Annotated in this window: 21 protein-coding genes; 12 read left to right on the top strand and 9 right to left on the bottom strand. The window is 56.8% G+C overall.

The features are described 5' to 3' along the window. Positions 1 to 12: 12 nt before the first annotated feature. The 9 genes from B9Z42_RS11170 to B9Z42_RS11130 all read right to left on the bottom strand — a co-directional run bounded on the left by B9Z42_RS11170 (position 13) and on the right by B9Z42_RS11130 (position 9,084). Positions 13 to 1,350 (bottom strand): MATE family efflux transporter, encoded by a 1,338-nt coding sequence (locus B9Z42_RS11170; RefSeq protein WP_100133469.1) that lies wholly within the window; start codon positions 1,348 to 1,350, stop codon positions 13 to 15. Beyond that, a complete protein-coding gene (locus B9Z42_RS11165) occupies positions 1,347 to 2,849 on the bottom strand; it encodes a tripartite tricarboxylate transporter permease (protein ID WP_100133468.1) in 1,503 nt (500 codons plus the stop codon). The genes B9Z42_RS11170 and B9Z42_RS11165 overlap by 4 nt, the downstream gene beginning before the upstream one ends. A 13-nt stretch (positions 2,850 to 2,862) precedes the next feature. Then, positions 2,863 to 3,336 (bottom strand): tripartite tricarboxylate transporter TctB family protein, encoded by a 474-nt coding sequence (locus B9Z42_RS11160; RefSeq protein ID WP_100133467.1) that lies wholly within the window; start codon positions 3,334 to 3,336, stop codon positions 2,863 to 2,865. Between the two features lie 7 nt (positions 3,337 to 3,343). Next, entirely contained in the window at positions 3,344 to 4,321 is a 978-nt protein-coding gene (locus B9Z42_RS11155) for a tripartite tricarboxylate transporter substrate binding protein (protein WP_233203617.1), read from the bottom strand. A 154-nt stretch (positions 4,322 to 4,475) separates the two neighbouring features. Next, positions 4,476 to 5,384, bottom strand: coding sequence for a PfkB family carbohydrate kinase (locus tag B9Z42_RS11150; protein WP_100133466.1), 909 nt, complete (start codon positions 5,382 to 5,384; stop codon positions 4,476 to 4,478). A gap of 12 nt (positions 5,385 to 5,396) precedes the next feature. After that, positions 5,397 to 6,038: a bifunctional 4-hydroxy-2-oxoglutarate aldolase/2-dehydro-3-deoxy-phosphogluconate aldolase gene (locus B9Z42_RS11145; protein ID WP_233203616.1), complete on the bottom strand. Its 642-nt coding sequence runs from the start codon at positions 6,036 to 6,038 to the stop codon at positions 5,397 to 5,399. An 8-nt stretch (positions 6,039 to 6,046) separates the two neighbouring features. Then, positions 6,047 to 7,243 carry an FAD-dependent monooxygenase gene (locus tag B9Z42_RS11140; protein WP_100133465.1) on the bottom strand — a complete coding sequence of 399 codons (1,197 nt, stop codon included), beginning with the start codon at positions 7,241 to 7,243 and terminating at the stop codon, positions 6,047 to 6,049. After that, positions 7,240 to 8,196: a cupin domain-containing protein gene (locus B9Z42_RS11135; RefSeq protein WP_100133464.1), complete on the bottom strand. Its 957-nt coding sequence runs from the start codon at positions 8,194 to 8,196 to the stop codon at positions 7,240 to 7,242. The genes B9Z42_RS11140 and B9Z42_RS11135 overlap by 4 nt, the downstream gene beginning before the upstream one ends. A gap of 3 nt (positions 8,197 to 8,199) precedes the next feature. After that, a complete protein-coding gene (locus B9Z42_RS11130; RefSeq protein WP_100133463.1) occupies positions 8,200 to 9,084 on the bottom strand; it encodes a fumarylacetoacetate hydrolase family protein in 885 nt (294 codons plus the stop codon). Between the two features lie 147 nt (positions 9,085 to 9,231). Here B9Z42_RS11130 and B9Z42_RS11125 point away from each other — a divergent pair, with 147 nt between their 5' ends. From B9Z42_RS11125 to B9Z42_RS11070, 12 genes are all read left to right on the top strand, one after another. Next, a complete protein-coding gene (locus B9Z42_RS11125) occupies positions 9,232 to 10,218 on the top strand; it encodes a tripartite tricarboxylate transporter substrate binding protein (protein ID WP_158235945.1) in 987 nt (328 codons plus the stop codon). A gap of 88 nt (positions 10,219 to 10,306) precedes the next feature. Continuing rightward, positions 10,307 to 12,037, top strand: coding sequence for a thiamine pyrophosphate-requiring protein (locus B9Z42_RS11120; RefSeq protein WP_100133461.1), 1,731 nt, complete (start codon positions 10,307 to 10,309; stop codon positions 12,035 to 12,037). Between the two features lie 26 nt (positions 12,038 to 12,063). After that, positions 12,064 to 13,038, top strand: coding sequence for a tripartite tricarboxylate transporter substrate binding protein (locus B9Z42_RS11115; protein WP_158235944.1), 975 nt, complete (start codon positions 12,064 to 12,066; stop codon positions 13,036 to 13,038). A 40-nt stretch (positions 13,039 to 13,078) separates the two neighbouring features. After that, entirely contained in the window at positions 13,079 to 15,385 is a 2,307-nt protein-coding gene (locus B9Z42_RS11110) for a xanthine dehydrogenase family protein molybdopterin-binding subunit (protein WP_233203615.1), read from the top strand. A gap of 16 nt (positions 15,386 to 15,401) precedes the next feature. Continuing rightward, entirely contained in the window at positions 15,402 to 15,869 is a 468-nt protein-coding gene (locus B9Z42_RS11105) for a (2Fe-2S)-binding protein (RefSeq protein WP_100133512.1), read from the top strand. Positions 15,870 to 15,881: 12 nt separating this feature from the next. Then, a complete protein-coding gene (locus B9Z42_RS11100; RefSeq protein ID WP_100133458.1) occupies positions 15,882 to 16,673 on the top strand; it encodes a xanthine dehydrogenase family protein subunit M in 792 nt (263 codons plus the stop codon). Then, on the top strand, positions 16,670 to 17,560 hold the full coding sequence (locus tag B9Z42_RS11095; protein WP_100133457.1) for a MoxR family ATPase: 891 nt from the start codon (positions 16,670 to 16,672) through the stop codon (positions 17,558 to 17,560). The genes B9Z42_RS11100 and B9Z42_RS11095 overlap by 4 nt, the downstream gene beginning before the upstream one ends. Before the next feature lie 11 nt (positions 17,561 to 17,571). Next, positions 17,572 to 18,693 (top strand): VWA domain-containing protein, encoded by a 1,122-nt coding sequence (locus tag B9Z42_RS11090; RefSeq protein ID WP_100133456.1) that lies wholly within the window; start codon positions 17,572 to 17,574, stop codon positions 18,691 to 18,693. 30 nt (positions 18,694 to 18,723) lie between these two features. After that, positions 18,724 to 19,305, top strand: coding sequence for a CoxG family protein (locus B9Z42_RS11085; protein ID WP_100133455.1), 582 nt, complete (start codon positions 18,724 to 18,726; stop codon positions 19,303 to 19,305). A gap of 14 nt (positions 19,306 to 19,319) precedes the next feature. Then, complete coding sequence (locus B9Z42_RS11080) at positions 19,320 to 21,011, top strand: FAD-dependent monooxygenase (RefSeq protein WP_100133454.1); 1,692 nt, start codon at positions 19,320 to 19,322, stop codon at positions 21,009 to 21,011. Positions 21,012 to 21,022: 11 nt separating this feature from the next. Beyond that, a complete protein-coding gene (locus B9Z42_RS11075; RefSeq protein ID WP_100133453.1) occupies positions 21,023 to 21,214 on the top strand; it encodes a DUF2783 domain-containing protein in 192 nt (63 codons plus the stop codon). A 60-nt stretch (positions 21,215 to 21,274) separates the two neighbouring features. After that, entirely contained in the window at positions 21,275 to 22,120 is an 846-nt protein-coding gene (locus tag B9Z42_RS11070; RefSeq protein ID WP_100133452.1) for an enoyl-CoA hydratase-related protein, read from the top strand. The last annotated feature ends 140 nt before the right edge of the window (positions 22,121 to 22,260 follow it).

Genomic DNA, 22,260 nt, shown 5'->3' with positions numbered 1-22,260 from the left:
ATGACTGTCAATTTAGTTTTCTTTCCAAGACACCAGGTAGACGCCTAAGCCCGTCGCTATGCCGTAGGCCAGCATGGCCAAGCCAATGAGGGCAAACATGTCTTCCACCGGTGCACCTTGCGTCACCAGCATGAGCCCGCCCGCGGTGACCATCACCAATCGCAGCGTGCCTGCCAGCACAGGTCCCATGAGCTTGCCCGCGCCTTGCGAAGCGAAGTAAAGGCACAAGCCAAAGCCAAAAAAACCGTAGCACGGGCCAGCCCAAGAGAAATAGCTGTTGGCATTGGCTAAAACAGCGACGTTGGTGGTGAAGAGGCTCGACCAAGCGTTTGGAAAGACAGCCACGATGGCACCGATGACCCCCACGATCACGGCTGAAAGCCCTGAGCCCGTCCACGCCACCTGCCGTGCGCGTGTGACTTGCCCCGCGCCTAAGGCCATGCCCACCATGGGCACACACGCCACGCCAATGGCAAACGTGATGGGGATCAACAAAAACTCCAAGCGCGTGCCAATGCCGTAACCTGCCAATGCCTCTGCGCCAAAGCCAGAAACGATTTTGGTGAGAATCAAAATGGTCAGCACGGTTTGCAAGGACGAGATGCTGGCCACTGCCCCGACTTTGAGGATGTCCTTGAAAAAGAGCCCATTCAGCTCACTTGAGAATTGCAAGCGCACCCGACTTTGGTCTGAGCGCAGATAGCGGTACAAAGACAACGCCCCCAAGCTGAACGCGATCACTTGACCCGCCGCAACCCCGCCAATGCCCAGCCTAGGAATGGGACCCCATCCCAATCCCAAGGCACCGCCCAAAATGACTTGCCCAGCGGCTACCCACATCAAGGTGACCGAAGGCGTTTTCATATTGCCTGAGCCACGAATGGCAGAGGCAAAGGCGTTGGTGAGCCAAATGCTGAGTGCCCCCGTGAAGGCCACATTGGCATAAATCACCGCCTGATCGAGGGCTTGGTCGGTGCCACCCACCAGCGCAAAAATGTCACGACCCCAGATCAAAAACAAAGCACTGAAAAACAGGCCCAGCGCCAAGCTGATAAGCGTGGCGTGCCACACCAAGGCGTTGGCTTTGTGGTCATCGCCAGCGCCAATGGCGCGGCTGATGGCTGACGAAATGCCACCGCCCATTGACCCTGCAGACAACATCTGTTGCAGCATGATCATGGGAAACACCAAGGCAATCCCTGCCAAGGGAAAGGTGCCCAGTTGCCCGATGTAGGCAGTTTCGGCGATGGTGACCAAGGCCGTCCCCACCATAGCGATCATGTTAGGGAGGCTGAGTCTCCAAATGGTGGCAAAGATCGGGGCGTTAAGCAGCGGGTTTTGCGTGGTCATGCCAGTTTGGGTGTTCGCAATTTTTGGAACAACCACGTGCCTACGGGCCACAACAAAATGATGAAGGTGCTCGCTGCCAACCACATGGCGATGGGGCGTGTGAAGAACACCAACGGGTCACCATCGGACTTGATCATGGAGGTGACAAAGTTTTCTTCCATCATCGTGCCCAATACGACGCCCAAAATTGCCGGTGCAACAGGGAAACCGTTTTCCTCCAGAAAGAAAGACACCAAGCCAAAGAACAAAATCAAAGTGACGCCCCAGACCGAGTTGTTGATGGAGAAAGAACCCACGATACAGAATAACAAAATGATGGGCATCAAGATGTTGCGCGGTACTTTCAAGATCTTGGTGGCGATTCGAACCGTCAGCCAACCCAGGGGCACCATGATGATGTTGGCCAAAATGAAGACCAAGAAAATGGCGTAAATGTTTTCGGGGTTGTTCACAAAAATCATTGGGCCTGGGTTCATATTTTTCAAATACAAAACGCCAATCGCAATCGCTGTGATGGAGTCACCAGGAATGCCAAATACGATGGCGGGAATCCAAGCGCCTGCCAGCGATGAGTTGTTGGCGGCACCAGACTCCACAATGCCTTCAATGTGACCTGTGCCAAATTTTTCAGGCTCTTTGGAGAATTTTTTGCTCATGGCATAACTGAGCCAAGACGCCATGTCGGCCCCAGAACCGGGTTGAATACCGATGACTGTGCCCAACGCACTGCCACGTACCAAGGGCCAGCGGTATTTCTTCAACAAGCCCCACATGCCCGCAAAAATATTGCCAATCTTTTCAGTCGCGATGACCGGTGTTGGATCGGTGTTGGTGATGTAGCGCAGCAGCTCCGAGACGGCAAACATGCCCACCATCATGGGAATGAGTTCAACCCCGCTCATGAGCTCGTTCATGCCAAATGTGAAGCGAGGCAGAGCCGCAGGGTTCTCTAAACCAATACAAGCAATCAGCAAGCCCAGTAGCAAAGACACGCAGGCCTTCAAGACGCTGGTGTTGCCAATAAAGACAGCACCGGCGAGGCCCAAAACCACCAGCCAAAAGTACTCGAAGGAGGAGAACTTCAAGGCAATTTCCGCCAAACCCGGCGAGAACATCACCATAACCAAAGTGCCAAACAAACCACCAATGGCCGAGAACACCAAGCCCGCGCCCAAAGCAACCTCAGCTTGACCTTTGAGGGTCATTTGATACGCTTCATCTGTGTAGGCGGCTGATGCTGGCGTGCCAGGTATGCGGAGCAAGGCACCCGGAATATCCCCCGAAAAAATGGCCATGGCGGTGGCGGTCACGATGGCCGCGATGGCGGGAACGGGTGGCATGAAAAAGGTGATGGGCACCAACAAGGCTGTGGCCATGGTGGCGCTCAAGCCCGGAATACACCCGACAAAAAGGCCAAACATGGCCGAGCACAAAATCACCAGCAACACGTAGGGGTCAAACACCAGCCAAAAGGCTTGAAGCAAAACAGCAGTCGTCATGGGGTGTCCTTGATTACCATTGGAAAGGGGTTAAGAGGCCCCATGGCAAAGGAACACGAAGTCCTTTGTAAAAGATGGTGTGAATGATCAAGGCCACCGTGGCTGCGATGGGCAAGATCAATTTGGCGCGAACTTCTAACGCCCAAAACATCAACGACACGATGGCGGTTGCACAGATCAAAAATCCCAAGCGGTCCGAAAAGTAGATGTAGAAAAGCAGGCAGCCAATGGTGATCACAAAGTTTCGCAAATGAAACCATGATTTCACCCAGCCTCCCACCTCAATCCACGCCTGGTGCTGTTTGGCTTTCAAGCCCTTGATGATCAAGAGCACCGCACAGACCGCAAGCAGCGTCGCCAGCAACCCAGGAAAGGCCCCAGGGCCAATGTTTTGTCCTGGAATGACGGGGTACTGTTGAACCGTTTGCAAGATGGCCAGCGCCAGTGCCAACAGCGCTACCCCCATGATCGTGTCGTTGAGTTTCATAAGTGAGTTACTTCGCCAAGCCCAACGACTTCATCACAACGCCCATGTCAGCATCACCTTTGGCCATGAATTGCTCAAAGCCTTTGCTGTCAGCGTAAATCGTGCCAAAGCCGCGTTGTTGCATGAAGCCTTGGAATTCTTGGCCGTCATAAATCTTTTTAAGGGCGGCACCGAGTTTGGCTTGGATGTCTGCAGGGATGCCTTTGGGCGCAGCCAGCCCGCGCCATGCACCAATGGCCCAGTTACTGCCTGCGGCAGATTTCAGAATTGGCACGTTGGGATACAGGGCGGATGGCTGAGCGGCCATCAAGGCCAAAGGTCGCGCTTTGCCTGCATCGATCAGCGCACGTGCTTCAGGCAGTGAGCAGGTCACAAACTCAATACCACCAGCAGCCAAATCGTTCATGGCTGGCGCTGCGCCGTTCGAAGGAACCCAAGGCACGGCTGTGGTGGGGATCTTCATGTCGTTGAGCATGCCCGCCAAGGCCAAGTGCCAAATGCCGCCTTGACCCGTGCCCGATGCTTTGAATTTACCGGGGTTGGCTTTGATGGCAGTGACCAAATCGTTCAGGTTCTTGTAGGGCGAATCCGCGCGCACCGTGACACCTGCGGGATCGATGTTCATCAAGGCCAAGGGGGTGTAATCTGTGGGCGACAGCTGTGTCAAACCCGCCCAATGCATCATGGAAATTTCGACGGTGATCATGCCGATGGTGTAGCCATCTGCGGGCGCTGTGGCGATGGCCGAGTGACCCACCACACCATTGCCACCGGTGCGGTTGACCACGTTCACCGGTTGACCCATTTCTTTTTCGAGCAAGGCAGCCACGATGCGCGCCGTAGCATCCGTGCCACCCCCCGCACCCCAAGGCACGATCAGGGTCAAAGGTCGGCTTGGATAGCTTTGTGCGATGGCTGTGCCGCACAAGGACAGGGCGGCTGCAGCGCAGGCCAATGACTTCATCAGGGTTCGGCGAATCATCATGCGTGTCTCCTTAGATTGTTCAAGTGGTGAAAGGTCGCTGCGCAGCTGGCACAGCACCTGTTTGCATTTAAATCCTCTGCCTGCTTAAACATCGGTAATGCGTGCGACAGCTGCGAATCGGGATTACCCGAGGCCACTATTGACAGTTGAAAAATTACGAACGCTGATCCAAGGCTGCCAATACCTCAGCGCGGCTGGGGCAGCCCAGCCTTCCGCCAAAGCGGGTGCACTTCAAGGAGGCTGCGACGCAGGCAAAGCGAGCTGCGGCCGCGATGCCTTGGCCTTCTAAAACTGCTAGAGCGAATGCGCCATGAAACACATCACCCGCTGACAAGGTGTCCACCACGTCAACTTGCAGCGCAGACACATGCGCGATGTGACCGTTTTCTACCCAGTAATACCCGTCTTCGCCGCAGCTGGCACCCACGTGTTGACTGTGCTGGGCTGCCACGGTCAGTAAAGCTTCTTGGACGTTGTGAAGACCGGTGTAGGCCAACAGACCCGCGTCTGAGAACACCGCGTAATCTGCCAGCGGCATCAAGCGCTGGAGCACAGGTCGCGGCGCGACATCGCCATCCACCATGGTGGACACGCCTTGTTCGCGTGCGGCCCTTAGGGCAGTTTCAGCACCCTCGGGCCATCGAACATCGCAGTGCAACAGATCGACGTTTGACAAGTCTTGCAGTGGCAGCCAACTTGGCGACGTGTCCACCTGTGGGTCATGAAATGGCACCACCAATCGCTGACCCTTTGCATCCACGATCACGCTGGCGTGGGAGGACTGTGTGCCTTTGACGGTGAACAGGCCCTTGGGGTCTATACCTTCGGAGGCGAGCGCGAGTCGCATTGCCTGAGCGTCCGCGTCATCCCCCACACGAGCCCACACCTGCGCTTGACCGCCTAGTTTTTGAAACGCGCAGGCGGCAGAGATGGCCATGCCATCCACCACCGTGCAACGCTGGGTGGCTAAAACTTTGGCAGGTGGAGGTGGGATTTCGGGGACTTGAAAAATCGCCGTGGTGCAGATGGCACCCAGAGCAACCATGCGTTTGGGGTGCTTCATCGTGCGTGATCCTTAAGGTGTTTGAAAACGACTGGCTTGTTGCGCCAAAGCCGTGATGCCCGCCCAGTCGCGGTCGTTCAACAAATCAGTGGGCACCACCCACGATCCGCCTACGGTGCAACAGTTGGGCAAGGCCAAATAATCGGGAATATGGGCTGGACGTATGCCGCCAGTGGGGCAAAACAGCACGTCTGGAAATACTTGACTCATGTCTTTGAGCCAAGCGGCCCCCACAGGGCCTTGTGCTGGGAAGTATTTGAGTTCTTTCAGGCCAAACGCGCGCGCCTGCATGACCTCGCTGGCTGTGGCCACACCCGGTAAAAAGGGCATGTGATGCGCTTGAATGGCTTGCGCGAGTTCGGGTGTGAGGCCCGGCGACACCCCAAATTGGGCACCGGCTTGTTGGGCGCGCACCACGTCTTCAGGCGTCATCAAGGTGCCCATGCCGATGTCTGCCTCGGGCGTGGCTTCGCGCATGGCTTGCACCGCAGCAACCGCTTGTGGTGTTCGCATCACCACCTCAAACACATGGATGCCGCCTTTGACCAAGGCTTGTGCCAAATCCCCCGCCGTGCTGGCGTCATGGAGAGTCAAGATCGGCATCACCGGGGTGCGTGCCAAGATAGCGCGCATGGTGCGTGGCGTTGTGGTCATGAAAACTCCTAAATCTCGGCAGTGATGGCGTTGTAATTGAAGATCCAGTCGTAGCGGCTCCCGATGGCGGTTTGTTGCCACTCGCGTTCAATGAAGGCCACACCCTGTTCGGCATTCGCCAAGATGGGGTTGTGAAAACGCGAGGTGTTGTCGCTGGCGCCACGCACCATGCGGTAAGCACGTTCTTGGCGTGCTGCTTCGTAGCGTTTCAGGGCCGTTGGCAGATCCTGGGCATCTTGACGGATGCAGCGCTGTAAGACGACCGCATCTTCCAAGGTAAAGACGGCGCCTTGCGCCAAAAAGGGCAGGGTGGGGTGACAAGCGTCGCCCATCAAAGTGACTCGTCCTTGCGACCAGTGGTCTAAAAAGGGACGGCCACACAAAGCCCATTTCAAAAACGAGGGGGCATGGCGAATCATGGTTTGGACGTCCTCGTGCCAACCTTCAAAGGCGGTCAAGGCAGCGTCCACAGTCGCAGGGCTAACCCAAGGCGGGCCAGACCAGGTGTTGCCTTCCAACGTGCCCACAAAGTTCATGACCTTGCCGGCATGCAGTGGGTAATGCACCACATGTCCGCCGGGGCCCACCCAGTTGGTGGCCACAGGCCGTGCCAAGTGCTCGGGCAACACCTCCATGGGAATCAAAGCGCGCCAAGACACCATGCCCGTGAAGTCTGGGGGCGCTGCGCCAAACAAGGCGGCGCGTATTTTGGAGTGCAAGCCATCGGCACCAATCAAGGCATCGCCGCTGACCGAGGCTGCACCGTCAAAGTGCAGGGTGACACCCGCCTCGGATTGCTCAAAGCCGTTGCAGCGCGCATTCAAATGAATCGCATCGGGTTTGAGGGCCTGCACCGCGTCTGCTAAGACCTGAAGCAGGTGCGGGCGAAAGACCGTCATGTAGGGGAAACCATATTTGTCAATGGCTGCCTTCCCAAGGTCAAACAAGGGCCAAGTTTGACCTGTGTTCCAGAGCCGAATTTCTTTGCCCTGGGTGGGGCTGGAGAGGGCCTTTAAGGCTTCGAACACGCCCATGTGGTCTAGCACCCGGTTGCCGTTGGGGCTGATTTGGATGCCCGCACCGACTTCCCGCAATTCGCTGGCCTGTTCGTAAACCTCAACATCGATGTTGTTTTGTAGCAAGGTGAGTGCCGTGGCGAGGCCGCCAATGCCGCCTCCGGCAATCAAGATTCTCGGGTGTGTCATGCAGATTCTTTGTAAAAACCAAGTTTTTTGAGTGTTGGTTCGTCGTTGACTTCAAAGAGCAGGGACGTCTCATGTGCCCTGATTTCAAATTCGGTCCACGAAGGAACAGCCAGCACATCGCCGGGCTGCCACGTCACTTGCAGCTCGCCGACGGTGGCGTGCCCTGAGCCTTGGGCCACAGAAAAAATACGGCTGGCAGTGCTGCGGTGTTTTTGGGTACTGGCTTGGGGTTGCAGCTGGATGAAGTTCAACGCTTGCGTCAAAAAGTGGTCCGCGGTGTGGAGGGGCACACGTCTGACGCCTCCTGTTTGTGGTGCCTGGTTAAGTTCAGACTGCACCTGCGCGCTTTGAAACCAGAAGGGGTGACTCAGGGGCTGCTGCTCGACGGGCTGGTGCGCTTGGCCAAATTCTTCAAAGAACATGGGCTCTAGCAAATGCACCAATGGCACATCCAAGATATCAATCCAATACGCATTGCTGTCGCTGTCATTGAAATGGCTGTGCCAGCAACCACTCGGCGTGAGCAAGACGTCGCCGGGCAACATGGGCAATTGCACGCCATCGACCACACTGAAGACGCCGGGCTTGGCATCCAGCACAAAGCGCAAGGCGTTGGGTGTATGTCGGTGGGGGCGCGCGTATTCGCCAGGCTTGATCATTTGGTAGGCAGCAACCATCGTGCGCACGGTGTCGTAGTCGTTGTCTCCGACGGGGTTGAACAGCAGTAGGTTGCGCCGCTCGGCCAATTCGGTGCCAATCCAACGACCCGCTTGATCCAAAGCCAATCGTCCGAGTTCATAAGACCAATGGCGTGGCAGGAACGCCGTGTTGGGCGTTTTCCAAAGAGAAGCCCGCTTTTTATGCCAGCCTGCCGTTAAATGGTTAGCGGCCAGTAAAGGGTAAAGGTCGTCGAGGCTTTGGGCGGATTGAACGCTTTGCAAGGTGGTGCGCATGATTCAACTGGCCCGAACAAATTCATAGGGTTTTTCAAACACGATGTTGGCGCCGCGTGTGCCTTGAACGACGGGGATTTCCATGCGTCCGATGTGCGCGACTTCAATGCTGACGCGGTCGCCTGCATGAACAGGGCCCACGCCCGCAGGTGTGCCAGAGGCAATGATGTCGCCCGGGTACAGGGTGGCGGCGGAAGAGGCGATTGAAATCATGTGTGCGATGTCCACAATCAAGTCGCGTGTGTTGGCTTGTTGTTTCAATTCGCCATTGACCCACAGCTTCATGTCGATGTTGCAAGGGTCGGGCACTTCGTCAGCGGTGACGATCCAGGGGCCCACGGGGGTGAAGGTGTCGTAAGACTTGCGCATCACGCGCTCTTCTTTGCCGCGAATGGTCATGTCTAGCAAGCAGGCGTACCCAAACAAATGGTCCAGCGCTTTCTCGACCGGAATTTGGCGACCTATTTTGCCAATGATGAGGGCGATTTCACACTCGTGGTGAATCTCGCGGCCAGGTAGGGCAGGGAGTTCAATCGGCTCAGACGCGCCCGACAACGAGGAGTTGGCTTTTAAGAAAAACCCTTGGACATTGGCCAGCCCGCGTGTCGCCATTTCGGTCGCGTGGTCGTGGTAGTTGACCGGGTAGGCCAGCAGTTTGTTGGGCCACGGGATGGGCGTTTGCAAATGAACGTCTGCGATGGGCATGCCAGCTTGCGTGGCTAAGGCTTGTGCAAAAGCAGGGGCGAGTGTTGCAAAGTTTTGGATGACCTGATTCATGCCCACAGGTGGCCATGCAGCTGCATCCACGCCTGCCAGTGTGGTGACGTCGACCACGCGCTGTCCATCCGTGACGCCAATGCGTCCGTCGTTAAAGCGAACCAATTTCATGGTGTCCTTTCAAAGCCCATTCACATATACGCCACACCTTACTGCCTGTTCTCTCGATACGCTGTCGTGTAGTTGACCCAGGTTCGGGGTAGGTTCCGCTAGATTCAATCACGCAGAATTTGTCTGCGTGATTCCTAGGAGATGGGCATGTTCAATCTGTTGATTTGGGGCCAGCGCTGCTTGGCGGTGGTGTTGGGTTTTGGGCTGGCCTTGGCGCATGCGGCTAGTCCCGTCTATCCAGAGCGTCCTGTCAAACTGATCATCCCCTATGCGGCCGGTGGACCCACCGATGTTTTGGGGCGAATCGTTGGCCAAAAGATGGGCGAGTTGCTGAAACAAACTGTGGTGATTGAAAACCGGCCAGGCTCTGGGGCGACCGTCGGTTTCACGGCGGTGGCCAAAGCGCCGGCTGACGGCTACACCCTGCTGTTAGGCGACATCAATTTGTCTGTGAATCCGTTTCTTTATAAAAACTTGGCTTATGACGCGCAAAAAGATTTTGCACCTATTGGCTTGATCGCTTCGGCACCTTTGGTGATGCTGGTCAATCAAAATTTCCCTGCTAAGAATTTGCAAGAGCTCATGGCGCTCGCCAAGGCTGATCCGGGTAAGTTGACGTTTGGATCTGCGGGTGCCGGTAATACCACCCACTTGGCGATGGAGCTGTTCAAGTCGAAGTTTGGGCTTGACCTGGTCCATGTTCCCTACAAAGGCGCCAACCCCGCCATCAACGATTTGGTGGCAGGCCACATCCACATCATGGTGACGGGATTGAGTGGTGCCAAGGCATTGGTCGAATCGGGCAAGTTGCGGGCCTTGGCGATCACAGGGGATAAACGTGCCGCGAGTTTGCCCAACGTCCCGACCTTTGCGGAAGCGGGTGCCTCGTTGCCTGAGATGAAGGTGGGTTCTTGGTGGGGTTTGTTTGCACCCGCCGGCACGCCTGGGGATGTGACGGGGGAATTGCAGAAAGCCTTGGTTCAAAGCTTGGCGTCAGCGGATGTCAAGCAGCGCTTGAAAGATCTCAACATTGAGCCATTGCCGAGCACACAGCAAGAGTTAGAGCGCTGGGTGACGCAAGAAATGAATACGTGGGGGCAAGTCATCAAACGCTCAGGCATTCAGCCCGAGTAAGCGCTGGTATTTTCTAGGGAATCCCCTAGCGAGAAGCGGGAAGAATGATTGCTAGCATGCTAACGAAAATACACCGAGCCCGTTTCATATGCACTCTGACACCCACGCCACCACCTCCCATTATTTTTGGAAGGGGCTGACAGATTTGGGGGTGGACCATGTGTTTTCCAACTTGGGCACAGACCATGTCTCTTTGATTGAAGAGCTGGCCCGTTGGGACCGCGAGGGCTTGGCGCATCCCAATGTGGTGCTGTGTCCGCATGAAAACGTGGCCATGCACATGGCCGCAGGCTATGCCGCGGTGACAGGCAAAGGGCAGGCGGTGATGGTGCATGTGGACGCTGGCACCGCCAACGCGGCCATGGGCATGCACAACATGTTCCGAGCACGATTGCCTGTGATGCTCATTGCCGGTAAGGCCCCCTACACCTTGCGCGGTGAGTTGCCAGGCTCGCGAGACAACTATGTGCACTTTGTGCAAGACCCGTTTGACATCGCCAGCTTGGTGCGCCCGTATGTGAAATGGGAATACAACTTGCCCAGTGGCGTGATCACCCAAGAGGTGTTGCGCCGTGGTCATTCCGTGATGCAAAGTGACCCGCCGGGCCCGGTGTATCTGACCTTGCCCCGTGAGGTGTTGGCCGAGTCGTGGGGCGACGACCAAGCGAAAGCCTTCAGTGCCGAGCGATATGGCCCAGTGTTAGCCGGTGGCGTTGAACCCTCAACAGCGCGTCGCCTGGCCGAGCAACTGATGGCCGCCGATCGGCCCATCGTCGTCACGTCGTATTTGGGGCGCAAACCAGAAGCGGTTCAGGCGCTGGAAGCCCTGGCCGAGCTGTGCGGCATTCGGGTGTTTGAATTCAGCCCCAGCTATTTGTGTATCTCGCGTGCTTCGCCTTGCTTTGCGGGGTTCGATCCCGGTGTTTCCATGGCGAGTACCGACGTGGGGTGGTTGCTCGATGTAGACGTGCCATGGTTGCCCAAATTCTTGCAAGATAACCCGCACACACACTGGACACAAGTGGATGTGGATGCCATCAAAAAAGATTTCCCTATGTGGGGCTTTGCCACCGATGTGCGTTTGCAGGCCGATTGCGCCACGGTGTTGCGACAAGTGATCGATGACGTGAAGGCCCTGGCCGATGCTGCATTTCACACGCGTGTCGCTGTGCGCATGGCACAGATACAAATTGAGCACGAACAGCGTCAAGCCAACATCGAAAAATTAGGCATTCAGCCAGGCAAGCCAGGTGCGATCAGTCCTGCCTACCTGTGTGCGCAGCTCGGGCAAGCGTTGGCGCCCGACGATGTGGTGATCAACGAGGCCATTCGCAACACACCTGCTGTGCTGAACCAAATTTCGCGTAGCCAACCGCTCACCTTGTTGGGGGGGGCCGGGGGTGGTTTGGGCTACAGCGGCGGCATGGCGCTGGGGGTGAAACTCGCCAAGCCTGACGTTCGGGTGGTGAACATCGTTGGCGATGGTGGCTTTCATTTCTCAACGCCTACCTCGGTGTATGCCACGGCGCAGCGTTACAACTTGCCCATCTTCACCGTGGTGTTGGACAACGGAGGATGGCAGGCGGTCAAAGAAGCGGTGCTGCGTGTGTACCCCGACGGCGAAGCTGCGCAGTCCAATGAATTTCAAGCCCGTTTGCAAGGCCCTGAGCGCCACTTTGAGCAAGTGGCGCAAGCCTTTGGTGCTTTCGGTGAATGTGTGAGCGACCCTGCAGATGTCCCCGATGCGATCGCCCGTTGTTTGCAAGCCTTGCATGATGGCCGCGCCGCCGTGTTGAATGTGCAAATCGGTCTTCAGTGATGCCAGTTTTCAAGGAACTTTTAACCATGTCTGTGTTTGCTCGTAAGCGTACGTTTTTGACCAAGCTGGTCTGTATGGGTGCTTTGCTGACCCCACTTTTTAGCGCTGCCGCTGATTTCCCAACGCGCCCGATCACCATCGTGGTGGGTTACTCACCCGGTGGCGCTAATGATGTGCTGGCGCGCATCGTGGCCGAAAAATTAACGCTCAGCCTCGGTCAGTCCGTGATTGTCGAAAACCGGCCGGGCGTTGCCTCCATTGTTGGCGCAAGTTATGTGGCCAAAGCCAAACCCGATGGCTACACCTTGTTGATGGGGGCCAGTGGCCCCATCGTTTTCAACCATGTGCTTTACGCCAAGCTGCCCTACACGCCGCAAGACTTCGCCCCCATTTCTTTGGTCGGCACGTTCCCGTTGGTGATGCTCACGCAGGCCAACAACCCCGCCAAGTCGGTGACGGAGATGGTCGCTTTTGCCAAACAAAACCCAGACAAGGTCAACTACAGCGCGCCTTCTGCCTCGTTTCAGTTGATTGCCGAATTGTTCAACGGGAAAACCGGCACACGTTTTCAGCACATCCCCTACAAAGGAAGCGCTGACGCCATCACGGCCGTCATGACCCAAGATGTGACGATGACCTTGATTGATACAGGCCCGGCTTTGACCGCCTTACAGGGTGGTCGTGTCAAGGCCATGGCCGTTACATCCGGTGAGCGTTTGAAAGACTTGCCAAATGTGCCCACCATGACAGAGCTGGGCGTTGACATCAACGTGTCGTTTTGGAGTGGTCTACTTGCCCCCGCTGGCACACCGCCTGCGATTGTCAAAAGAATTCAAGAGGAAGTGGCGCGTGTGTTGGAATTGCCTGATGTTAAAAAACGCATCACGGGCCTGGCCATCACGCCTGTCAGCAACACCCCCGAGCAATTTGACAAAATGATCACGCAAGAGATCAACGCTTGGCGTCAAGTGGCGACAGAGAAAAACATCAAAGCCAACTGATCGTGTGTCAGTGGCTTGAACTTTACGGAGATTGAACTTGGTGAACCCCTCAAAATTTGGCAGCGGACAAGCTGTTCAGCGTTTGGAAGACACGCAGTTGCTCAAGGGCGCTGGCGTCTATGCCAACGACATCACGCCAGACGGTCAAACCCGTTTGTGCTTTGTGCGTTCGCCTTATGCGCACGCACGCATTGTGTCTATTGACACCTCTGCGGCCGAGGCCATGCCTGGCGTGCACTTGGTGGTGACGGGCCCGCAACTCAAAGACGCAGGCATGAAACCCATGCCCAGGCCCGTGAATTTCACCCGTGCAGATGGCACACCCGCCGCATCGCCCGATCGACGCATTTTGGCGGCTGACCGCGTGCGCTACGTGGGCGAGGCTGTGGCCGCCGTGGTGGCAGATACGGAAGAGCAGGCACGCATTGCCGCTGAAGCCGTGATGGTGGAATTTGAAGAGTTGCCTTGTGCGGTGACCTTCGATGACGCACTGAAAGCAGATGCACCTTTGCTGTGTGATGCGCCCGACAACCGTGTAGCCGAAACACGTTATGGCGATGCGGCTGCCACAGCCCAGGCCTTTGCTCAAGCGGCACATGTGGTGCAACTCGACATCACCAACCAACGCTTGGTGGCCTTGACGATTGAGCCGCGCAGCGTGTTGGTAACCCCAGAACAAGGTCGTTTGGTGGTGCGCATGAGCACGCAAATGCCAACGGGCGTGCGCACTTTGGTGTGTGACTTGCTGGGGCTTCCCACCTCGCAAGTGCGCGTGGTGGTGGGTGATGTGGGCGGTGGGTTTGGCATGAAAACCGGCGCTTACCCTGAAGACTTGGTGGTGGCCTATGCCGCCCATACCTTGCAGCGCCCCGTCAAATGGATTGCCGACCGCGGCGAAGACTTTTTGAGCAGTGCGCATGGCCGCGACGTGTCCGTCAAAGCGGGGATGGCGCTGGATGCACAAGGCAAGATTTTGGCTTTGCGGATCGACACGCTTGCCAACGTGGGTGCCTACCCGTCGATGACGGGTGTGGCCATTCAACTCTTGATTGGCCCATGGGTGCAAAGCAGCGTGTACGACATACAGCTGATCGATTTCCACTTTGTGGGCGTGTTGACCAACACCTCGTCGACTGGCGCTTACCGAGGTGCAGGTCGTCCAGAAGCGATCTACAACATGGAGCGTTTGATGGACGAGGCTGCACGGCAGTCTGGCATCGACCGCATTGAATTGCGCCGCCGCAACATGATTGCGCCTTCGCAAATGCCTTACAAAAACCCCATGGGTCAAACCTATGACACGGGCAACTTTGCGTCCATCATGGACCAAGGCTTGGCACAAGCCAAGTGGGACAGCTTTGCAGAGCGCGCCCAGCAGTCTGCGCAGCGCGGACGCTGGCGCGGTTTGGGTGTGGCCACGTTCTTAGAGTGGACGGGCGGCAACGCCTTGGAAGAAAACGTGCACGTGCAGGTGCTGCCCGATGGTGTGATCGAAGTGTTTACCGCCGTCAACGCCATGGGGCAGGGCATTGCCACGTCATTGGCGCAATTGGTGGTGGACGTGTTCGGTGTGCCGTTGTCTCAAGTGCGCATCGTCATGGGTGACACCGATCGCGGCAACGGGTTTGGCAGCGCGGGCTCGCGTTCGTTGTTCACCGGCGGCTCGGCCGTGAGTGTGGGCGCCAAGCAAACCTTAGACAAAGCCCAAGACTTGGCGGCGGAGGCTTTGGAAGCCTCATCGCAAGACTTGCGCTACGAGCAAGGCGCTTTCCATGTGGTGGGCACAGACCTGAAAATTGGCTTGGCCGAATTGGCGGCGCGTCAGCCTGAGCAACGCATTGAACTCAACTCCACCACCTCTGCCAGTGGCCCGACCTGGCCCAATGGTTGCCATGTGTGTGAGGTCGAGTTAGACCCGCAAACCGGCGAAGTGCAGGTGGTCTCTTACACCTCGATGAACGACGTGGGGCGTGTGGTCAACCCGATCATTGTGCGCGGCCAACTCGATGGCGGTGCCGTGCAAGGCATTGGCCAAGCCTTGCTGGAGGAGGTGGTGTATGACCCTGAAACGGGCCAGCTCTTGACCGGCAGTTTGATGGACTACGCCGTGCCACACGCAGACATCATGCCGGGCTTGTTTGACACCCACACGGACGAAAGCATTCCTTGTAAAAACAACGTGTTGGGCGTGAAAGGCGTGGGCGAACTTGGCACCATTGGTGCCACGCCTGCCGTGGTCAATGCCGTGGCCGATGCCTTGGCCCGTCATGGTCGTGCTGATTTATCTTCTCAGTTGCAAATGCCGCTGACCCCTTATCGCCTTTGGCGCTTGATGCAACAAGGCTAAAAAAATGGACACTTTGATGCCAGTTACTTTGACCGTGAACGGCCAAGCCGTCACCCTAGATGCAGCACCCAACACCTTGCTGGTGCAGGCCTTGCGCGAACACTTGCAACTCACCGGCACCCATGTGGGTTGCGACACGGCTCAGTGCGGTGCTTGCACGGTGTTGATGAATGGCAACGCCATCAAGTCGTGCAACGTGCTGCTCGCGCAAGCGCAGGGTGCAGAAATCACCACCATTGAAGGTTTGGCCAGTGCCGATGGCACGCTGCACCCCATGCAAGAAGCGTTCAAATCCTGCCACGGCTTGCAGTGCGGTTTTTGTACGCCAGGCATGGTGATGGCGGCGGTGGGCTTTTGCCAAAAAAATTCAGCGGTGGATGCGCAAGATGTGCGTCATGCGCTGGAGGGCAATCTGTGCCGTTGCACCGGTTATCAAAACATTGTGTTGGCTGTGCAGCAAGGCGCTGCAGACATGAAGGCTTAAGGAGCACGCGTTATGTATGCATTCACGTACGAGCGCCCAACGTCTTTGGATCAAGCCTTGTCGCTGTTGGCGGCGGGTGGTCAAGCGCTTGCAGGCGGGCAAACCATCTTGGCGTCGATGAAGCAACGGTTGTTGAGTCCTGAGCAGTTGGTTGATTTGTCTGCGCTGAGCGAGCTACAAGGCATTCGCCAAAGTGGCGACAGTTGGGTGGTGGGCGCGTTCGCGCGCCATCAAGATGTTGCCCAGCACGCAGGTTTGCGCGCTGCCTTGCCAGGCTTGGCGGCCTTAGCCGCTGGCATTGGCGATCGCCAAGTGCGTGCCATGGGCACCTTGGGTGGTTCTGTGGCCAACAACGACCCTGCCGCTTGCTACCCGAGTGCCTTGCTCGCCTTGGGCGCGACGGTGCACACCGACCGCCGTCAGATCGCAGCCGATGAGTTTTTTCAAGGCATGTATGCCACGGCTTTGGAGCCGGGTGAGGTCATCACGGCGGTTGCTTTTCCAGCCGCTTCGCGCTCTGCCTATACCAAGTTCAAACAACCTGCTTCGCGCTTCGCGTTGGTGGGGGTGTTTGTGGCGCAAACCGCGACCGGTGCGCGCGTGGCCGTGACGGGCGCTGGCAATGGGGTGTTTCGTCATTCAGGTTTAGAAGCCGCTTTAAGCCAGAGCTTCACGCCAGAAGCTGTGGCCGATGTGGTGTTTGATGCCAGCGAGCTCAATGCCGACTTGCATGCCTCTGCCGATTACCGTGCCCATTTGATCAAAGTGCAAACCCAACGCGCGGTGCAGCAGGCCTTGGCATGAGTCCAGCGGGGGCGCTGGCATCCATCGATGCCTTGATGGCCGCGCTGGCCCAAGAAGGGTATTTGGCTGAGCGGCGATTGGCCACCGCTGTGTTTTTGGCACTTCGCTTGGAGCGGCCGTTGCTGCTCGAGGGTGCGCCCGGTGTGGGCAAGACCGAGTTGGCTAAAGCCTTGGCGCGTGTGATGCAGCGCCAGATGCTGCGCTTGCAGTGCTATGACGGCATGGAGCAACGTGAGGCTTTGTACGAGTGGAACCACGCGGCTCAGTTGCTGCATTTGCGAGCTATCCAGAGCCCCGATGCCACGAGCAACTTGGAGCAGGCGGTCTACCAAGACCGCTTTTTGATTCGCCGCCCTTTGTTGCAAGCCTTAGACATGCCCGCGCCTGGTGCGGTGCTGCTGATCGATGAGGTAGACCGCGCGGACGAACCGTTTGAAGCATTTCTTTTGGAGTATTTGGGCGAGTACCAAATCAGCATTCCAGAGTTGGGCACGGTCAAAGCGACGGTGCCGCCCATCACCATTTTGACCAGCAACCGGACCCGAGATTTGCACGACGCGGTGAAACGACGTTGCTTGTTTCACTGGATGGATTACCCAGACCAAGCCCGCGAGCTCGCCATTGTGCGTACCCAAGTGCCGCAGGCCACTGAGGCCTTGGCCGCGCAAGTGGCGGCCTTTGTGGCCAAAGTTCGGAGTGCGGCATTTGCCTCGAATTTTGAGCGTTTGCCCGGCATTGCTGAAAGTGTGGAGTGGGCGCGGGCCTTGGTGATGCTGCAGGCCCAGCACCTAGATGCCGAGTGTGTGATGGACACCGCGGGTGTGTTGTTCAAGCAACAAGACGATGTGTTGAACTTGCAAAACTCACTCGACGCTTTGCTGGCCTGAGCCCCGACTGCATGCTGACCGAACAACTGGTGATGTTGGGCCGCAGCTTACGTGGTGCAGGCCTGGTCGTGGATGCGGGGCGCATGGCCATGGCGGTTCAGGCTTTGGGTCTTGTGGCGCTGGATCGGTTAGAGGATGTGCGTGATGCCTTAGAGGCTGTGTTTGTGAGCCGTCAAGAAGACCGAGATGTGTTTCTTCAGGTGCTTGAGGCACATTGGCAGCGATGGACGCACGTCAATCCTTCTGAGGGCCTGCCTAGCTTCGCCGATGACAACGCAGCGCCAAAGCACCGTCGTGCCCAACAGAGCCGCAACACAGCGTTGCTGCCTCACGACGATGAGCGCGCGCCAATGCTCGCACTCAACGCCAGTGACTTTAAGCGCTTGCGACAGGCGGATTTTTTGAGCTTGAGTGCCGACGAATTTTTGCAACTGCAACACCACGTGAAAGCCATGCGCTTGGAGATGCCAAAGGTTAAAAGCCGGCGTTGGTGTCGCAGCGAACGGGGTTCGCGTGTGGATTGGTCAAGGCTCATGCGCAGTGCGGCGCGTCACGGCGGTGAGGTGGTGCATGTGCCGCGTCAGCGGAGGCGAGAACAGCCCTTGCCTTTGCTGGTGCTGCTAGATGTCTCCGGCTCCATGGCACCCTATGCACGCATGTTGCTGGCCTTTTTGCACCAGCGCACCTCGCAAGGCTCGAGGACCGTCTTCACGTTCGGTACCGACTTGACGGACCTGCGCTCTGCGTTTGCGCTGCGCGATCCCGATGCCATGCTGCAATCGGTCAACCTTGCGGTGTCTGACTTTGGTGGTGGCACGCGTTTGGGCGCCTCACTGGCGACGCTGCGTCAGCGCTATGCACGCACCCTGACCGCAAGGCGTTCGGTGGTGTTGCTCATCACCGACGGCTTGGACACCGGTGAGCCTGATGCGTTGCGGCACGAAATGCAGTGGCTCAAGCATCACGCCCGTCATGTGTTGTGGCTCAATCCCTTGCTGCGCTTTGACGGCTACGCACCTTTGGCGCGTGGACCCAAGGTCTTGTCCGAATGTTGCGACGCGCAAGTCGCGATTCATAATTTGGACCGTCTGTCATCATTCGCCCACGGGCTTCAACAACTTTTAAAAACTTGACCCTGTGTCAATTTAAGGAGATCCATCGATATGGAAATGCAAGGTACTCGGCAATTGCCGGTCAGTCGAGAAAAGGCGTGGGATGCGCTCAACAACCCTGACGTGTTAAAGCGCTGCATTCCCGGCTGCGACAAGTTTGAGTTGGTCGGCGAGCACCGCTATGCCGTGGGCGTGGCCATCAAAATCGGACCCGTGTCGGCCAAGTTTGCAGGCACCGTCACTTTGCAAGACATCGATCCACCCAATGGCTACGCCTTGGTGTTTGATGCACAAGGCGGTGTGGCGGGGTTTGGCAAAGGCGAGTCGAATGTCAGCTTGACGCCGAATGCCCAAGGCTGTGAATTGAGCTACACCGTTCAGTCACGCATTGGCGGCAAATTGGCCCAACTGGGTCAGCGTTTGATCGACGGTGTGGCGAAGTCTCTGGCTGAAGATTTTTTCAAACGCTTTGAGGCCACGTTTGACGTTGAGCCTGTAGCCATCGTTGAAGGTGCGTCCTCTGTGAAGAGTGAACGCACTGCGACCCCTGCTGCCTCTGGCTCACCTGTGCCCATTTGGGCGTGGGGTCTTGGGACATTTGTTTTGACCCTGGCTGTCATCTTGATCGCTTAATTTTTCCAGAGACAATGCACACACCCACCCAAGAATCCCGACCTTCGCTGTACTACAACTACAAAGTTCATCAGCCTTGGTTGCCCTCACAACACGGAGCACAGGCGCGACAAAAGGTGGTGATCGTGGGGTCTGGGCCTGCGGGCATGGTGGTGGCGCTGGAGCTGGCGCGTCATGGCGTCGCCAGCGTGATCGTGACCTCTGAGTTGCAAGTCTCTCAAGGCAGTCGTGCGATTGTGTTCACGCGTCGCTCGATGGAAATTTTGCAGCAAGTGGGCGTGGCGGATCGGATGACCGACAACGGTTTGCCTTGGCGGTTTGGCAACTCGTATTACCGAGGTCAACGCGTGTTTCGTTTAGAAGCCCCGCATGACCCAGACGATCGCTTTTTCCCGATGCTCAACATCCAGCAGCAATTCATGGAGGAATATCTTCTTGATGCCTGTAACGCCAGTGATTTGATTGATTTCCGTTGGGGCAATCAGGTGACCCGCGTTCAACAAATGGAAGGGTTTGCCAAAGTTGAGTTGGATACGCCAGAAGGACCGTACACCCTTGAGACCGATTGGTTGATCGCTGCAGACGGCGGACGCTCTGGCATACGCAGTGCCATGAATCTACAAATGGAAGGCGCTTCTTACGAAGGCTTCTTTGTGATTGCGGACATCAAGATTGATTTACCTTTGCCAACCGAGCGTTTGGCGTATTTCGACCCCGATTGGAACCGCGGCAACACCATCCTGATGCACCGCGAGCCGCATGGCATTTGGCGTGTGGACTACCAATTGCCCGAGGGTGAGACGCCCGAAGAGGCCTTAAAGCCGGAGTCGTTGAAGACCCGCATTGATGCCCAGTTAGCCATGATTGGCCATGCTGGTGCGACATGGGAGATGGATTGGAGCTCTGTGTACTCTGCCCGCACCTTGACCTTGCCTGACTTCGTGCATGGCAGCGTGATTTTTACGGGCGATGCCGCGCATTTGCTGCCTATTTTTGGCGTGCGTGGTGCGAATACGGCGTTTCAAGACGCACAGTCTTTGGGATGGCAATTGGCGTTTGTCGTCAAAGGCCTGACCAGTCAAAAGCTGTTGGCCAACCACAGCGCTGAACGCGTGGGTGCAGCGCGAGAAATCATTCAAGAGTCGGGTAAGAGCACACGCTTCATGGCACCACCGAAAGGTGGCTTTCAGTTGCTGCGTGATGCGGTGCTGTCGCTGTCGCTGACGCAGGCGTTTGTGCGCCCGCTGTATCACTGGCGCACCTCGCGCCCGCACGCTTATACGCATTCCATGCTCAACAGCGTAGGCGACGACAACGCCTTGTTCACTGCAGGCCCTGAACACGGGGCACCACCACAGAACATTCGCTTGGCACCCGATGACTTTTTGTTAGACCATTTGGGCGGTGGTTTCGATTTACTGTACTTCACAGAGGCTGAGGCTGTTCCCAGTGCATTGCTTGATGTCGTAACAACTGTGCGAGGCCAAGGTGTGCCGATCCGTGTGATTGCTGTGGGCGCTTGTCCTCATGTGGCTGGTGCCGATGTGACCTTGGCCGATGACCAAGGTCATTTTCGTCAGCGCTATGGCGTGCAAGCCAGCGGGGCAGGCTATCTGCTTCGGCCTGATCAACACGTTTGCGCACGCTGGCTCACCTTGGATGCCACGCGCTTGCAAGATGCTCTGACAGCTGCCTTGCCGCAATAAGGAGAACATGAATGACAACGAATCAAACCTTGAGCGTCACGGATTTAGAAACTGTCTATGACGCACTGGCCACGGCCATTGACCAAGTAGGGTCAGACAAAAAAGAACTCTTCCTCGTGAAGTTGGCCTTACTCAATGCCAATGCATTGGGGGACGCTGAGTTATTCCAGCAACAGCTGAACATTGCGTTGCAAGATTTGTGAGTTGCTTAAGGCAAACGACCTTAAGGCAAACGACCCCTTCAAACTGAACTTATTTATCCCATGACATCTACAAACTTGACCTGTTTCTCTTTGTCCATCGACGATCACATCGCACACTTGGTGCTCAATCGCCCCGAGACGCTCAACACCATGCATCCCACGTTTTGGCGTGAGTTGGATGGGGTGCTCGATCAACTCCATCGCGACGCGCAGGCGCGCGTGTTGGTGATTTCCAGCACCGGTAAACATTTCAGCGCTGGCATGGCCTTGGATGCCTTTGGCGGCGAGTTGACGCTGCAAGACCAAACGCCAGAAGGGCGTGCCGCTGTGTTTGACCAGTTGATGGATTTGCAGTCCACGTTCACACGTTTAGAAACCCTGCGAATTCCTGTGGTCGTGGCACTGCACGGCGGCTGCATAGGTGGTGCGGTGGACTTGGTCACAGCCGCATGCATTCGTTATGCGAGCGCCGACACGTTTTTCTGCATTCAGGAAATCAACATTGGCTTGGTGGCCGATGTGGGTACATTGCAGCGCTTGCCTAAGTTGATGCCCATGGCCTTGGTGAAAGAGTTGGCTTACACCGGCCGACGCCTGGGCGCCGAGCAAGCCAAAGTGCATGGGTTGGTGAATGAGGTGTTTGCCGATGCTGCGGCAACCTTAGCCGCTGCCATGCAATGCGCCAAAGAGATTGCGGCCAAGCCCCCCGTGGCGATTTGGGGCACCAAACAAGCGTTGAACTACGCGCGCGATCACAGCGTTGACGATGCCCTCAAACAAATGGGCTGGTTACAAGGCGCGATTTGGAGCAATGCACATGTGGGTGAGGCGATTGCCGCATTCCAAACCAAACGGCCTGCCAGTTTTCCGGCGCTGCAACCCCTGAAATCTTTTCGTGAACTGTAAATTTCTATTGCCCAATGTGGGTACGAATTTTTCTTAGTCGCTTGTGTTTGGGGCGTTTGTCAACCTGTATTGGTGCGGATGAGCGCGGACTTGGTGCTTAGATAGGCAGGACCCGCCAGAACACGCTTGGCACAACCTTT

The organism is Limnohabitans sp. B9-3 (genome assembly GCF_002778325.1).
GTDB classification, from domain to species: domain Bacteria; phylum Pseudomonadota; class Gammaproteobacteria; order Burkholderiales; family Burkholderiaceae_C; genus Limnohabitans; species Limnohabitans kasalickyi.
Note: the sequence above shows the minus strand (reverse complement) of the source record. Positions and strands in the feature narration are given on the sequence as shown.